At 55.1% G+C, this 14,834-nt stretch carries 11 protein-coding genes; 1 reads left to right on the plus strand and 10 read right to left on the minus strand.

Features of this window, described 5'->3' with window-relative positions; all coding sequences use genetic code 11:
* The first annotated feature begins 27 nt into the window (after positions 1 to 27).
* Complete coding sequence (locus K2F33_RS27910) at positions 28 to 2,181, plus strand: YhgE/Pip domain-containing protein (protein ID WP_263880187.1); 2,154 nt, start codon at positions 28 to 30, stop codon at positions 2,179 to 2,181.
* A gap of 83 nt (positions 2,182 to 2,264) precedes the next feature.
* On the opposite strand, the gene K2F33_RS27915 is transcribed toward K2F33_RS27910, so the two are convergent.
* From K2F33_RS27915 to pfkB, 10 genes are all read right to left on the minus strand, one after another.
* On the minus strand, positions 2,265 to 3,371 hold the full coding sequence (locus K2F33_RS27915; RefSeq protein WP_263880188.1) for a Gfo/Idh/MocA family protein: 1,107 nt from the start codon (positions 3,369 to 3,371) through the stop codon (positions 2,265 to 2,267).
* A 14-nt stretch (positions 3,372 to 3,385) separates the two neighbouring features.
* On the minus strand, positions 3,386 to 4,108 hold the full coding sequence (locus K2F33_RS27920; protein WP_076167741.1) for a ThuA domain-containing protein: 723 nt from the start codon (positions 4,106 to 4,108) through the stop codon (positions 3,386 to 3,388).
* A gap of 67 nt (positions 4,109 to 4,175) precedes the next feature.
* Complete coding sequence (locus K2F33_RS27925) at positions 4,176 to 5,339, minus strand: Gfo/Idh/MocA family protein (RefSeq protein WP_263882471.1); 1,164 nt, start codon at positions 5,337 to 5,339, stop codon at positions 4,176 to 4,178.
* 49 nt (positions 5,340 to 5,388) lie between these two features.
* Entirely contained in the window at positions 5,389 to 6,462 is a 1,074-nt protein-coding gene (locus tag K2F33_RS27930) for a LacI family DNA-binding transcriptional regulator (RefSeq protein WP_089546633.1), read from the minus strand.
* Between the two features lie 134 nt (positions 6,463 to 6,596).
* Positions 6,597 to 9,371, minus strand: coding sequence for a CHASE3 domain-containing protein (locus tag K2F33_RS27935; RefSeq protein ID WP_263880189.1), 2,775 nt, complete (start codon positions 9,369 to 9,371; stop codon positions 6,597 to 6,599).
* Positions 9,372 to 9,730: 359 nt separating this feature from the next.
* Positions 9,731 to 10,525: an ABC transporter ATP-binding protein gene (locus K2F33_RS27940; protein ID WP_263880190.1), complete on the minus strand. Its 795-nt coding sequence runs from the start codon at positions 10,523 to 10,525 to the stop codon at positions 9,731 to 9,733.
* Positions 10,525 to 11,448: an ABC transporter permease gene (locus K2F33_RS27945; protein ID WP_076167748.1), complete on the minus strand. Its 924-nt coding sequence runs from the start codon at positions 11,446 to 11,448 to the stop codon at positions 10,525 to 10,527. Before K2F33_RS27945 ends, K2F33_RS27940 begins: the two co-directional genes overlap by 1 nt.
* A 63-nt stretch (positions 11,449 to 11,511) precedes the next feature.
* A complete protein-coding gene (locus K2F33_RS27950) occupies positions 11,512 to 12,570 on the minus strand; it encodes an ABC transporter substrate-binding protein (RefSeq protein WP_263880191.1) in 1,059 nt (352 codons plus the stop codon).
* Between the two features lie 235 nt (positions 12,571 to 12,805).
* Entirely contained in the window at positions 12,806 to 13,465 is a 660-nt protein-coding gene (locus tag K2F33_RS27955) for an HAD family hydrolase (protein ID WP_263880192.1), read from the minus strand.
* A 160-nt stretch (positions 13,466 to 13,625) separates the two neighbouring features.
* Complete coding sequence (gene pfkB, locus K2F33_RS27960; protein ID WP_076167753.1) at positions 13,626 to 14,558, minus strand: 1-phosphofructokinase; 933 nt, start codon at positions 14,556 to 14,558, stop codon at positions 13,626 to 13,628.
* Between the last annotated feature and the right edge of the window lie 276 nt (positions 14,559 to 14,834).

Here is a 14,834-nt window from a genome sequence, read left to right on the forward strand (position 1 = left end):
AATGGTATGATTGAGGCAGGTGTTCTCATGAGTAAAATCTTGTCCATCTACGGCAGAGATGTGAAAAACATTGTCACGAACTGGGCCGCGCTCGTCATCATCGCCGGTCTTGTTATGCTTCCTTCCCTGTACGCCTGGTTCAACATCAAGGCATCCTGGGATCCCTACGGCAATACCGGCGATATTGCGATTGCCGTCGCGAACAACGACAAAGGGACGACGATGAAGGGACAGTCGCTGAATCTCGGCAAGGAGGTCGTCGCCTCGCTGAAGGACAATCATAAGCTGGGCTGGAGGTTCGTCTCCGAGGCGGACGCCATGAGAGGCGTCCGGCACGGGGATTACTATGCGAGCATCATCATCCCGGACAATTTTTCGGCCTCGATTGCCACGGTGCTGTCGGACAACCCGACCCACGCCGAAATTTTGTATTATGTGAACGAAAAGATCAATGCGGTATCCCCGAAGATTACATCTTCCGGAGCCAGCGGCATCATCCAGGAAGTCAGCAAAAATTTCGTCAAAACCGCCAACGGCACGATTTTTAAAATTTTCAACGAGCTTGGCATCGAGCTGCAAAATCAGCTGCCGACCATTGAGAAGGTCCGTTCGCTGGTGTTTGAGCTAGAGAAAAATTTCCCGGAAATCAACCGAGCCGTAAACACGGCGGCGCAGGACATCCATACGACCAACGAGCTGGTATCAAAAGCTCAAGGGGCGCTGCCCATGGTGACCGACCTGGCCAAGAACGGGCAGCAGTTGGCGGCGGGTCTGGACGATTTTATGGGCAAGGCTTCCACGGCTGCCAAGGATATCGCGCCGAACGTAAAGCAGGATCTGCTGCTTCTGCAGCAGACTTCCATGGCTACGGAGCAGCTGACCGCGCTGCTGAAGGATCCCGACGTCGATCCGAAGACTGCGCTTGATGCGCTGGACCGGATATCCTCCAGGTTAACTACCGGCCTGGAAGTGCAGGAAGCGCTGATCAGCTGGTTCGACCGGCTGAACCAGACCGCAGGCGGCCGACTGGATTTCGTCAGCTCCAAGCTGAAGCAGGTCCGGGACAAAATGCAGTCTCAGCTGACGCTTGTCAATCAAATCCGCAGCGGGGTAAAGAAAGGCGAGAAACCGGCCATGGATCTGGTGAATAAGCTGAACACAATCTCCGGCGAAGTATCCGATCTATTAGGGGACATCCTCGGGCGGTATGACAGCGAAATTCAGCCGGCGATCGAAAGCGGGCTGCAGAAGGCGGTCAAGTCCGCCGCCGAAGCGAAGAAGATGATGGATTCTGCCGTTCAGAGCCTGCCGGACGTCAAGAAGGTGCTGTCCGACGCTTCCAAGGGATTGGCGATCGGCACGCAGGGCATTTCCGTCATCCAGAAGGAGCTTCCGGGCGTGGAAGCCAAAGTCAAGGAACTGGCGGACCGGATGCGCAAATTCGAATCGGAGGGCAACCTGCAGGAAGTCATCGACCTGCTGAAAAACAACTTCCAGCAGGAAGGACAGTTCTTCGCCGAGCCTGTCGTGCTGAAGGAGAATCAGCTGTTTCCGATACCGAATTACGGATCCGCCATGTCGCCCTTCTTCTCAACGCTGGCCCTCTGGGTCGGAGCGACGCTGCTCGTATCCCTGGTGACGACGGAAGTGCATTCGCCTGCAGCCGGAACGGATTATAACAGCATCCAGATTTATTTCGGGCGGTTTCTGACCTTCCTGACGCTGGCGCTGCTGCAATCGGTCCTTGTCACGGCAGGCGATATCTTCCTCTTGGGAACCTATGTGGTGGACAAAGGCTGGTTCATCTTATTCGGATTGGTCAACAGCGCTGTCTTTATGCTGATCGTCTACACCCTCGTTTCCGTGTTCGGCAATGTCGGCAAGGCGCTTGCCATCGTTCTGCTGGTGCTGCAGCTTGCCGGATCGGGCGGAACCTTTCCTATTCAGACGACACCGCCGTTCTTCCGGGCGATCCATCCGTTCCTTCCGTTCACCTACGGCATCAGCATGATGCGCGAAGCGGTGGGAGGCATGATCTGGAGCGTCGTCCGCAGCGATCTGCTCATCATGTGCGTGTATGTCGTGATCACGCTCGTGATCGGTCTTGCGCTGAAAGGGATCATCAATCAGCTTGCCGCTGGCCTCGTCAAGAAAGCGAAGGAAAGCAAACTGATTCATTGAACACGGTATAAAGGTATAAACCAAACAAGCCTCCCCAGCAGTCAAGCTGCTGACGGGAGGCTTTATGATTCATGCCTATTCCATTATTGATCCAATGTATAAGGTGCAAGGCCGGTAGGCATCGGTGCAGGAGGCGTGCAGGTGCTTTGCATCTCGTAATGCTTTTTCTCATCCGAAGCATCATGGAACGCCCACATGGCTTCCAGCACATGGTACGCCAGCTCACCGGAAGCCCGGTGAGGACGACCGCTCTGCAGCGCGTACGCCATGTCGGCTGCGGCGATACCTCGGGTATTCTCCGCGTAGCCGAACAGCAGGGGCTGTTCCTCCCACTCGGCTTCGCCGGCAATCCGGTACTGCACCTTGCCGCCGAAGTTGTTCGGATCAGGTACACGCAGCGTTCCTTTCGTACCGTAAATTTCGATGTTCGGCAGATTGCTGCCGCCGAATACGTCAAAGCTGGTAATGATCGTTCCAATCGCACCTTCGGCGAACTGGATCAGCCCGGCGACGTGGGTAGGGATTTCCACCGGTATTTTTTGACCGTATTTTTTGGAACTGGTGATCGTTCTTTCTTCCAGCGCCTTGCCGGTCATACCCGTGATGGTCTTGATCGGACCGAGCAGCTGCACGAGTGCGGTCAGGTAGTACGGCCCCATGTCGAACATCGGTCCTCCGCCGGCCTGATAATAAAATTCGGGATCCGGATGCCAGGTCTCGTGACCTCCGCCGAGCATAAATGCCGTGGCAGCGACCGGACGTCCGATCAGCCCATCCTGGATCACTTTGAGGCAGGTCTGAATTCCGGCGCCGTAGAACGTTTCGGGCGCGCAGCCCACGCGCAGGCCTTTTTCCTTGGCGAGCTGGAGCACCTTCTGCCCATCTTCACGGGTGACCGCCAGCGGTTTTTCGACGTATACATGCTTGCCAGCCTCTAGAGCCTGCAGGCAGACCGACGCGTGCGCAGCAGGGATCGTCAGGTTGATCACGATTTGAATTTCGGGATCCGCGAGCAGCTCTTCTGGGGAATACACTCTGGGTATGCCGAATTCGGCTGCTTTTTCTGCGGCACGCTCCTTATCGATGTCAGCGCAAGCTACCAAATCCAGCACATCGAATTTTTGGCAGTTTTCCATATAAATGCTGCTGATTTTCCCGCAGCCGATAATGCCTACTTTGATCTGCTCCAAGAATAACCCTCCCCTTAATATTGGCTGTCTGCCATGCCGTTATATGCTGTCTCCGGCTTCCAGTCGGAGCCGGCTTCTTTGCCTTCGGCGGCCCATACGAAGCCGCGTCTCATCATTTCCTTCACCTGCGGCATGTCGACGATATCCGCATGGTGCCCGAGCGAATTGTAGAAGACGCGTCCACCGCCCCAGTATTTCGTCCAGACTACAGGCATGTCAACCGGTTTGTTGGCCGAATGCGGGCCATGAACGACCGGAAAGCGGGTTGTGGCGTGAACTTCCACCGCCGGATCCACATGCAGGTAATACTGCTCGCTCGCGACCTCGAAGTCCGCGATCCCCTGCAGCAGGGAGCCTTCCTCTTCGTCTGTCACGTTAACCATGTATCGAACCCCGTCATTCCCCGGGTGGGCGACCCACTGTCCGCCAGTCATGAACTGCCAATCGACCTGCGTCCGGAAGGAGTCGCACATGCCGCCGTGGCAGCCGGCAAGGCCCACACCGCTCTGCACGGCCTCCGACACGTTGCTCACCAGCTCATTCCGGATTTCTCCCATCGTCCAGCAAGGGACGATCAGATCAAGACCGAGGAGCTTCTCCTTGTCGGCAAACGCTTCCAGCGTATCCGATACTTCTACTTCAAACTGCTCGGCTTCCAGCACGTTTTTGAAAATCTCTGCCACCTGCTTGGGCTCATGGCCATCCCATCCGCCCCATACGATCAGTGCTTTTTTCATGCGGCTCGCTCCTTGTCTATGCTTGATATGCTCGCTACTCGTTACTCAATACCTCCGCCTGATTGGCTTACATTTCCGAAATTTCCACCCAGCGCCGCTCCTCGACGGAACGCTCCACCGCCTCAAGCACCGCCTGACATTTCACACCGTCGTGGAAGTTCGGGGAAGGCTGTCTGTCCTCGTGAATCGCTTCCATCAGCTCCAGCATTTCATGTGTAAACGTGTGCTCGAAGCCGATGGTGTGTCCAGCAGGCCACCAAGCATGCGAATACGCGTGAGCGGCGTCGGTCGCAAGCACCCGGCGGAAGCCCTGCACATCCTCCTGGTCGTCGGTAAAGTACACTTCCAGCTCGTTCATCCGCTCAAAATCAAACTTGACACTGCCTTTGCTGCCGTTGATCTCGAACGAGTTCGTGCTGCGGTGTCCCGCCGCAAACCGGGTCGCCTCAAAGCTACCGAGCGCGCCTCCTGTGAACCGGGCCATAAACAGGGTTGCATCATCGACGGTCACTTTGCCCATCGGTCCGCCCAGACTGCCTTTGGCGCTGAGTCCGGTCATATTTTCTGCGAGCGGTCTCTCCTTGATAAACGTTTCGCTCATGCCGATGACTTCCTGGATATCGCCGACGAGGTAGTGGGCCAAATCGATCAGATGGGCCCCAAGATCGCCGTGAGAGCCCGAACCCGCGATATCTTTCTGCAGCCGCCATACTAACGGGAAGGCAGGGTCCAGAATCCAGTCCTGCAGAAACCAGGCGCGGAAATGATAGATTTGTCCCAGCCGGCCGCTTTCGATCAGATTTTTGGCCAGCCGGACCGCAGGCGAGAACCGGTAGTTAAAGCCGACCATGTGCTTCACTCCCGCCTCCTCTGCAGCCTTCAGCATTTCACGCGAGTCGGCAAGCGTCAGGGCCAGCGGCTTCTCGCAGAAAATATGCTTCCCTGCCTTGGCGGCAGCCAGCGCGATGTCCTTATGCGCATCACTCGGCGCGTTGATGTCGATCAGGTCGATGTCATCCCGCGCCACCAGGTTTCGCCAATCCGTCTCCGTTTCGTCCCAGCCGTACTGCCCGGCCGCCTGCTGAACCGCATCGGCATCACGGCCGCAAATCGCCGCCATCTGCGGCTGAATCGGCGCCTCCGGGAAAAACATGGGCAGCGCCCGGTACGCATTGCTGTGGGCCTTCCCCATAAATTTGTAGCCTACCATGCCAATTCGCAGCGCTTTCATTTCCATCCGAATTCCTCCATCTCTTTGGTATATTGGACTTTCTGGCTCATTAGAGCCGCAGATTCTGGGACGATGCCCGGATGACCAGCTCCGTCGGAAGCATGATCCGAAAGGGTTCACCCGAAGCCGATGCTCCCTGCTCCAGCCGCTTCAGCACTTCAGCGACCGCAATTTCCCCCATTTCATAAAAAGGAACCTTTACGCTGCTCAGTTCAGGCGTCGTTACCTGTGAAGCATCCGAATTGTCGTAGCCGAACATGGCCGGAAAACGCTCTTCAGACAGCCCAAGATCCCGGAGACCCTGCATCAAGCCGATGGCCATCCGGTCGTTTGCGGCAAAGACGGCATCCACCTGATCGATGACCTTCATTAATTCGGAAGCAGCGGTGATGCCGCTGCTGCGGCTGAAGTTTCCGCGGAAGATCCGTTCCTCCTCCAGCACCAAACCCGCCTCGGCCAGCGCTTTCTCGCAGCCTTGAAGGCGATCCCGGCTGTTGGAGTAGGTCAGCGGCCCATTCATGAACGCGATCCGGCGATATCCCTGTTCGATCAGATGGCGGACCGCCATATAGCTGCCCTGTACATGGTCTGCATCGACCTCACTGAAGGGCTCGCCTTCAAAGTGCTGATTGATCAGGCAGAAAGGCAGTCCTTCCTCTGCGAGACGGCGAAGGGCCAGCAGTTCTTCCGGATCATCCTTCGCCCCCAGGATGATGCATGTATCGATTTTATGCGCATGAAACCAGCGGACATAATCCATGGACTCGCCGGGCGTCTGAAACAGCAGCAGGATATCATGACCCAGCTCCCTCGCTTTGCTGCCGATTCCGCTTAAAATTTCCGAGAAGAAAAAGCTCGAAAACATATGCACCTTCGGCACATATGGAAGAACGACACCAATGTTGCCGCTGCGGCTGGTCGCAAAATTACGGGCCAGTGCACTGGGAACGTAATTCAGCTTCTTGGCAGCTTCCATGACGCGTTGTCTCGTTTCTTCTTTCATGGGGCCAACTCCGTTGAGCACCCGCGACACCGTCGCTTCCGATACCCCGGCTAGCTCGGCCACCTCTTTGCGGGATGCGATGGCAACTCCCCCTTTTCCGAATGATGTACGCGCGTACATTTTCTCACCTAACCATCCTATTGTCAAGGTAAGTTTTTCAAAAAAACGCTCCGATTTCGGCGGTTTAACCAAATAAAAAGCGACCGAACCGGAGACTTCCCGCTGGGTCGCTTTTTATTGAATCGATTACTATATTAAATTTCCGATCTCGTCAGCCAAACTTTAATTCTGGCAATCACTTCATTGATGTTCAGCGGTTTGCTCAAATAGTCGGAAGCGCCGGCCGCCAAGCACTTATCCCGATCCTCTTTCATCGCCTTGGCGGTCAACGCAAGGATCGGCAGATCGGTCATCTCCAGCGTCTGGCGGATATTCCGCATCGTCTGGTAACCGTCCATTTCCGGCATCATAATGTCCATCAGAATCATATCGATATCCGGTTCGGCCTGAAGCAAGTCCAGGCACTCGTATCCGTTCTGTGCGGTGAGCACCTGCATATTATATCTCTCCAAGGCATTGGCCAGCGCATATACGTTTCGAATGTCGTCGTCAACAACGAGGATTTTCTTCCCATCGAACAAGGCCGAGTCTTCCAGGAACATATCCTCTGCGGCCGGCGGATCGGTGGCAGGCTCCTCCGCATAAATCCGACTTCCCACAGGACGCGCAGCCTGCGCCGAAGCCGTACTTAACGGACCGGAGATGGCTGCCGCTGCCTCGGCTTGCATCACCAGCATCGGCGACTCATCGACATACTCGGTCTGGTAAGGGAGGTAAAGGGTGAACGTGCTTCCTTTGCCGGGTTCGCTCTCCACGACCAGCTCTCCTCCCAGCAGTTTGGCGAATTGAAGCGAGATGGACAGTCCGAGTCCTGTGCCCCCATATTTCCGCGCCGTTGCTCCATCCGCCTGTTTAAAGGCCTCGAAGATCACCTGCTGCTGCTCCTCGGTAATTCCGATTCCGGTATCGCGAACCGCGAAGGCCAATGTCTCATAAGGCATGGAAAACTGCGGGGTCGAAACCGAGTCGAGCTTGTATATGCTTAAAGACACTTCCCCGCGTTCGGTAAATTTGAACGCATTGGACAACAGGTTCCGCAATATTTGATGGAGTCTTAACTCGTCGCTGAAAAAGACGTCGCCTACGTTCGGCGCGATTTCGACTTTGAAGTCCAGCGACTTGGCCTCGGCCGTTTTGGCAAAGTAGCGGTACATGATCTCCGGCAGTTCACCCGCGTTGATCGAGCTGATATCCAGCTGGATCTGTCCCGATTCTACCTTGGACAAATCCAAAATATCGTTGATCAGCCGCAACAGGTCCGTACCGGAGGAATGGATGACGTTGGCGTAATTGACCTCTTCCTCCTGCAGCGTTCCGTTCTTGTTCTCCGACAAAATCTGGGACAGAATAAGCATGCTGTTCAGCGGAGTGCGCAACTCGTGCGACATGTTGGCCAAAAACTCGGATTTATAATTGGAACTGAGCTTCGCCTGTTCCGCGTATTTTTCCATCTCGGCCGCCGCTTCCTCCGCCTGAGCTTTCTGATACTCCAGTTTATCATTCAAGCTTTGGAGCTCGTCGGTTTGCATCTGCAGCTCTTCGGACTGAACCTGCAGTTCTTCCGTCTGCACCTGCATCTCCTCAGACTGGGCCTGGAGCTCTTCATTCATCGTCTGGGCTTCCATATACAAGCGCTGGATTTGCGCTCGGTTGATCACGCTGTGCATCGTGACGCCAACCGTATCCAAGAGCTGCCGTAGCATGTCCAATTGGTGCTTGCTGAACGTCACCAGCGCGGCAATTTCGATCACAGCCAGCGTCCTGCCCTCGAACACGATCGGAGCAACAGCAATATAGGTCGGAACGGCGCTCCCCAATCCCGAGGAGATGTGTATGTAGTTGTTCGGTACCCGGTCCAGTGTGATCATGCTCTGATCGGCGGCACACTGGCCGACAAGTCCCTGACCCCAGGCGATGACCGATTTGCCTGCCTCACCCTCGTGTTCTCCTGCATAGGAAGCGAGCCGCACCAGCTCCTCCTCCTTGGCTTCGTACAATACGATATAAGGCACCTGGAAAATCGAAGCGAGCCGATTGACAAACACGCGGCTTAGACTGGCCAGGCCCGCTTCGTTCTGAAGCAGTGTAGCGGTGGCGGCAATCTGCTCCTTCATTTCATTCTGCTGCTGCACTTCCCGAAGCAGGTCGTTCGTTGCACTGCCGAGTTCTGCGATTTCATCGCGCGTGCGGGTATGGATGCGCTTGTTCAAATTGCCGCCTGAGGCGATGTCACGAATCGTACCCGTAACTTCCTTGATCGTCGTAACGATATTTCTGGAGATCAGCACGGCTGCTGAGATGGATATGGCCGCGAGCACAATCCAAAGAAGATAGATGATCGTGATCAGTCTGCGGTTATTGTCCTCAAGCGTCTGCACCCGCTCGCTCGTCAGCCCTTTCTCCGTGTCCAAAAACGCCGTTAATTTTTCCCGCATGGCATCCATTTCCGGTTTGCCCGGGTCACGTTGGAAAAATGTCCGAACTTCAGCATCCTGACCGCTGCGCTTCATCTCAATGGACGGCTTGCCTGCGATCTCAATCCATCGGTCGATATTGGCCTTGATGTCCTCCAGATTTTTCTGCTGCTCAGGGTTGTCCGCCAGCAAACGATACAGCTGGTTGTACTCGCTCTCCCATTTCGAGCTGGCCGCCGTGTACGGCTCCAGATAGCTCGTGTCTCCCGTGATCATATATCCGCGCTGGCCTGTCTCCATGTCCAGCAAGGACTTTTCAATGTTGTGGGCCAGGTCATGGACCTCGATGTCATGCTGGCTGATAAAATCGGTTTCCCGCTGCAGCGAAGCAACCCGGCTCGAAATCACTCCTAGGAACACCACAACGCACACGAGCACAAAAATATATCCAAGAATAATCTTGGACCGAATGCTGAGCCTCATCTTTCCTAACAAAATCGAAACCTCCATCCAACGGGTGTTCTCTTTCTTCTAATAACTATAGAGTGACCAGTTCATTCAATATAGTATTTTAGAACTTGTTGGAACGAATATCAATAACTAGAGTTATCTTCGAGGCAGGATGAACCGTTGACGGGCCGCATCGCTGAAGCCCGCTGCAGGTGGTTTTCAGTGGATCCGCCAAGGCAGTCCTTTGTATATTTGTATAGAAAACGTATGGATAACAACTGTGTCCATTATCTAATCGATGATTCTCCTGCTCGGATTCAATAGATTCCCCACGTTGCTTCAGCAAAAAAAGAGGCCTCCGCGGCTTTAACCGCGAAGGCCCTCTTCCCTTCATCTTCAAGATATTATCCCAGGACAACCCTGTCGTCGGACAGCTTATGTCCGCTGATTTGCTCGAATTCAGCCAGCAGCTCTTCGACGGTCAGCGTCTTTTTTCGCTGTTCGTTGATGTCCAGAATGATTCTGCCTTTGTCCATCATGATCAAACGGTTGCCGAGCCGGATCGCCTGCTCCATATTGTGCGTGACCATCAGGGTCGTCAGGTTCAGCTCCCGGACAATCCGGTCGGTGAGCCGCGTGATCAGCTCCGCCCTTGCAGGGTCCAGCGCCGCGGTATGCTCATCCAGCAGCAAAATTTGCGGCTTGGTGAACGTGGCCATCAACAAGCTGAGCGCCTGACGCTCTCCTCCGGACAGCAAACCGACCTTCGCCCGCAGCCGCCCTTCCAGGCCGATGCCGAGCTTGGACAGCTCTTCCTTGAACATCCCCCGCCGGCCGGACTTGATGCTCAGCCCCAGTCCTCTCTGCTTGCCTCTCGTATAAGCCATTGCCAGGTTTTCCTCGATCGTCATGTGGGGAGCGGTGCCCGCCATCGGATCCTGGAATACGCGGCCGATCCAGCGGCTCCGGCGGAATTCCGGAAGCTGGCTGATCACCGCTCCCTCGATCCGCACATCCCCTGCGTCGGGCTTCATGACGCCGGAAATGATGTTCATGAGCGTGGACTTGCCCGCCCCGTTACTTCCGATCACCGTGACGAAGTCGCCGGGATTCAGCTTCAATGAAATGTCGTGCAGCGCAATTTTTTCATCCGGCGTGCCCGGATTAAACAGCTTCGATACTCTGCTCAGCTCCAGCATCAGAAATCACCTCCAACCGTCCGGCCTGTTCTGCTGCCCAGCTGGCTGGACAGCTCTTCGGTTCGGCGCTTGGCCAGCTGCTTCTGACGAAGAGCGCGCCTTGCGGTTGGAAGCACCAAAGCGATGATCACGATGATGGCTGTGATGAGCTTCAGGTCGGACGTATCGAGCCATTCCACCCGGAGCGCGAGCGCCACGACGATCCGGTACACGATCGCCCCGAGCACGACGGAAATGGTCGTATGGATCACATTCGTCGCTCCGAATATCGCCTCACCGATAATGACGGAAGCCAGCCCGATGACGATCATGCCGATCCCCATGGAAATATCCGCGAATCCTGACTGCTGGGCAACCAGTGCGCCGGAGAGGGCGACCAGTCCATTGGCCAGACTGACGCCGAGAACCGTCGTCGTATCCGTGTTGGCGCCGAAACTGCGGATCATCCGTGCGTTATCTCCCGTTGCGCGTAATGCAAGCCCCAAATCGGTCCGCAGGAACAGATTCAGCAGAAGCAAAATCAGGATCACCGCGATCGGCATCGTAATGAAAGCGTTCACTGATGAAAAAACGGTGCTTTCCCCAAGCAGGGACGTGTTCGGTTTTCCCATAATCCGCATGTTGATCGAATACAGCGCAATCATCATGATAATACCGGATAACAGTGCATTGATTTTCCCCTTGGTATGGAGAAGTCCCGTACAAATTCCCGCGAGAAGCCCGCCGCCGAACGCCGCCAGGCTTGCCAGCCACGGATTGTAGCCGTGGGTAATCATCACGGCGGCGATTCCGCCGCCGGTGGTGAAGCTGCCATCCACCGTCAGATCCGGAAAATCAAGAATGCGATAAGTGATATATACGCCGAGCGCCATCAGCGAGTACAGCAGCCCGAGCTCAAGTGCTCCCAGTAGTGAATCCAGCATGGTGTCAGCCTCCCTTATGACGAAGGGAGTGGACGAAGATTCCGGCCACTCCCCATCGCTCGATTACTGAATAATATCGTTTTCTTTGTCCGTTACTTTGTCTTTCATGGCGTCGGTTACTGTGATTCCTTGCGCTTCAGCCGCCTTCAGGTTCAGAATCAGGTCCAGCTTCTCCTGCATCGTCACCTTCATGTCGCCCGGCTTCTTGCCGTTCTTCAAAATATCGACCGCCATCTGGCCTACCTGGTAGCCATGGTCATAGTATTTAAAACCGACCGTAGCAAAGGCTCCCTTCTCGACCGTATCCCGGTCGCTGGAGAAGAACGGAATGTGCTTCTCGTTCGCCAGCTGGATAATGGAATCCACGCCGTCAACGACGGTGTTGTCCAGCGTAATGAACAGCGCATCTACCCGTCCCACCAAGGACTCGGCAGCCTGCTTCACTTCCGATGTGTTCGTTACTGCCGCGCGCACCAGCTTGATGTTATGCTTTTTCAGCGTTTCCTCGGCATTTTTGGCCATCACGATCGCGTTAGGCTCGCCTTCGTTAATGACGATCCCGACGTTCTTCACGTTCGGGAAGCTCTCAGCGATGAAGTCCATCAGCCGTTGAACCGCTTCCGGATTCGTGTCCGAGCCTCCGGTTACGTTGCCCCCTGGCTGATCCAGATTCGAGACGATCTTGGCATCCAGCGGGTCGGTAACTGCCGCGAACAGCACCGGCGTATCTTTGACCTGCTGTACCAGGGCTTGCGCCGAACCGGTAGAAATGCCAAGAACGAGATCATTTTTACCGGAGGCGATCTTTTGGGCAATGGAAAGGTTGTTAGCCGGATCTCCCTGCGCGTTGTTGAAATCGATCTTCAGGTTATCGCCTTCCGTAATCCCCGCATCCTTCAATGCGGCGATGAAGCCCTCGCGCGTGGCATCCAGGGAAGGATGCTCGACGATTTGCGAAATGGCTACGGTGTAGGTCTTTTTGTCTGTGCTACCTGCATCGGTCCCGGTCCCGCTACCTGACCCGGCTTCACTGGACTTGGTGCCCGAGTTTCCGCAGCCGGCCGCCATGGTTACGAGGAGTGAGGACATCACGATGGATAATAGCAAATTTCTCTTTTTCATGTTCATAACCCCTTCCGATTCTCTTCTTTAACGCTGTCATATACGAAAGCATTAAAGTAAATAAGTGCGAAAAATACCGTATCAAGCGGAGCACACGGGTGCATGAACTGCCTGCCCGGATATTTTTCATAGAATTAAATAACCACTGGATTATTCATTATCATAAGGGGCACTGCCAATATACGTCAATCAATAAGTTGCAAAAAAGTACAGGTTTTTCCGGGCTTTTGCAGCCTTACGCTTCCAGCTCCCGGACAAGATCCTGCAGCTTCATCTCCGACATGCTGGAAATCATCACATCATAGCCTTCAAAAGGGAAGGTCTGGGTCATCGAATTAGGCACGATCACCGTATGTACGCCTGCTCCTTTGGCTGCAATAAAGCCGTTAAGCGAATCCTCAAAAGACACCGCCTGATCCGGGTTTACTTCCAGCTTCTGCAATGCCAGCAGGTACAGCTCTGGATCCGGTTTGACCTTGGACACGAGGTCCGCAGTACAAATAACGTCGAAGTAAGATTCCAGTTCGAATTTGTTGAAATATGGCTCAATCCAGTTGTAATAAGAGCTTGATGCCAGCGCGATCTTCAGCCCGAGCCGCTTGGCCTCCATCAAATAGTCCTCAACCCCCGGTCTGACTTCAACATCCTTGAGCAGCTCCCGGTAGATGACATTGACCTGTTCCTTGACGAGGGCCGGGTCCACTTCCCTGCCCAGACACTCGGACAAATACGTATACGGATTAAATACGTCGAAATTGGTGCCGACGCACTTCGCGTACGTCTCCAGCGGCAGCTCTGTGCCATGTTCCCGGTAAATCTCACAGAAAGCGTGATAGGCCGGCGTTTCGGTATCGACGATGAGACCGTCAAAATCAAAAATCAATGCTTGAATCAAGCCGTTCACCCCTTCTTTATCTTAGTCGATGGGCTGTAAAGCCGCATTAATAGATTCGCCTTGCGGCAGGGCTATTCCTCCCTGATATCACCATGTAGTCAAACAGGCCGCGATTCAGGAACCGCAGCCTGTGCACAAATATAAAGCTGTCATTCGGAGCTTACATTCTGCTGATCTCCACTTGGCCAAGCAGCCGGCGGAAGGTGTCCGGATCGACGCTGCCGGCCATGGCCGATAAGGCGTTCGCCGTCCCCGCGGCAGCGGCCATAGCGATGCCCTCCTCGGCGGGGAGCTGCTTCAGCAGCGACACGGCCATGCCCGCCACAAAAGAATCACCGCAGCCTACCGTATTGACCACCTGAATCGGAGGGGTCACGGCACGATAACGTCCCTGCGAAGTGACCGTCAGCGATCCGGCACCCCCGAGCGACACGCAGACGCGCTCCATCCGGTACTCGCGGAGCAAGTCTTCCATCGCCCGGAGCAGCTCCTGCTCATCCCGGATGCCCGTGCCAAGCAGAGCAGCAACCTCTTCTTCGTTGGGCTTGATCATATCCGGATTTGCCTGCAGTCCGAATCGGAGCGCGTCACCGCTGGCGTCAAGAATCACATATGCCCCTTCCTTCTTGGCCGCGCCGACAAGACGGATGTAATAATCGGCCGGGGCCCCGGCCGGCAGGCTGCCGCTGATGCAGACGACTTTCGATGTGCGTGCCAGTGCGGACATCGTCTGCACCATCGCGTCAAGTGCCCGGTTATCCACCACCGGACCGGGCTCCAGAAGCTCTGTCGACGACCCGGTCTCTTCATCGATGATGTTGAGGCATAGTCTCGACTCCCCTTCCACGGCGACAAATTGATGCGCAATGCTCATATCATCCAGCTGCTTCTTGATGATTTCCCCGTTCATGCCGCCGACGATGCCCGAAGCGGTAACCTCTGCCCCGAGCTGTGCGGCGACTTTCGCCACATTAATGCCTTTCCCCCCGGGGGCTGCCAGATATTGTCTGACCCGGGATACCTTCCCGTGGGGAAATGCCGGCAAGTAGTATGTTTTGTCAATGGCTGCGTTCATCGTTACGGTCGTTATCATAAGATCCCATCCCATCTATGGCTTGATTTCGCAAGGCAGCTCCGATGCCTGTATCTCCGCCGTGTGGTGCCATCTGCCTTCATGTTGCAATGTTTGGAAAGTTTTGTTCCAGCTTGGGGTGACGAATGCAGGCTTCCGGACGAGCCCGAAACCACGAGCACGATTCCTCTATATAGCACGACCCTGCCGATTTCATTGCGGATAAACCATGGCTGCATTCCTCATAGACCTGCAAAACATGGGAATTCTATGTATGCCGGCACCTCACGCTGCAGG

Source organism: Paenibacillus sp. PSB04 (genome assembly GCF_025809195.1).
Lineage (GTDB): Bacteria > Bacillota > Bacilli > Paenibacillales > Paenibacillaceae > Paenibacillus_AQ > Paenibacillus_AQ favisporus.

Coding starts and splice junctions, on each gene's coding strand:
- K2F33_RS27910 (WP_263880187.1), top strand. CDS start 28: ATGAGTAAAATCTTGTCCATCTACGGCAGAGATGTGAAAAACATTGTC.
- K2F33_RS27940 (WP_263880190.1), bottom strand. CDS start 10,525: ATGCTGGAGCTGAGCAGAGTATCGAAGCTGTTTAATCCGGGCACGCCG.
- pfkB (WP_076167753.1), bottom strand. CDS start 14,558: ATGATAACGACCGTAACGATGAACGCAGCCATTGACAAAACATACTAC.
- K2F33_RS27930 (WP_089546633.1), bottom strand. CDS start 6,462: ATGTACGCGCGTACATCATTCGGAAAAGGGGGAGTTGCCATCGCATCC.
- K2F33_RS27945 (WP_076167748.1), bottom strand. CDS start 11,448: ATGCTGGATTCACTACTGGGAGCACTTGAGCTCGGGCTGCTGTACTCG.
- K2F33_RS27925 (WP_263882471.1), bottom strand. CDS start 5,339: ATGAAAGCGCTGCGAATTGGCATGGTAGGCTACAAATTTATGGGGAAG.
- K2F33_RS27950 (WP_263880191.1), bottom strand. CDS start 12,570: ATGAAAAAGAGAAATTTGCTATTATCCATCGTGATGTCCTCACTCCTC.
- K2F33_RS27920 (WP_076167741.1), bottom strand. CDS start 4,108: ATGAAAAAAGCACTGATCGTATGGGGCGGATGGGATGGCCATGAGCCC.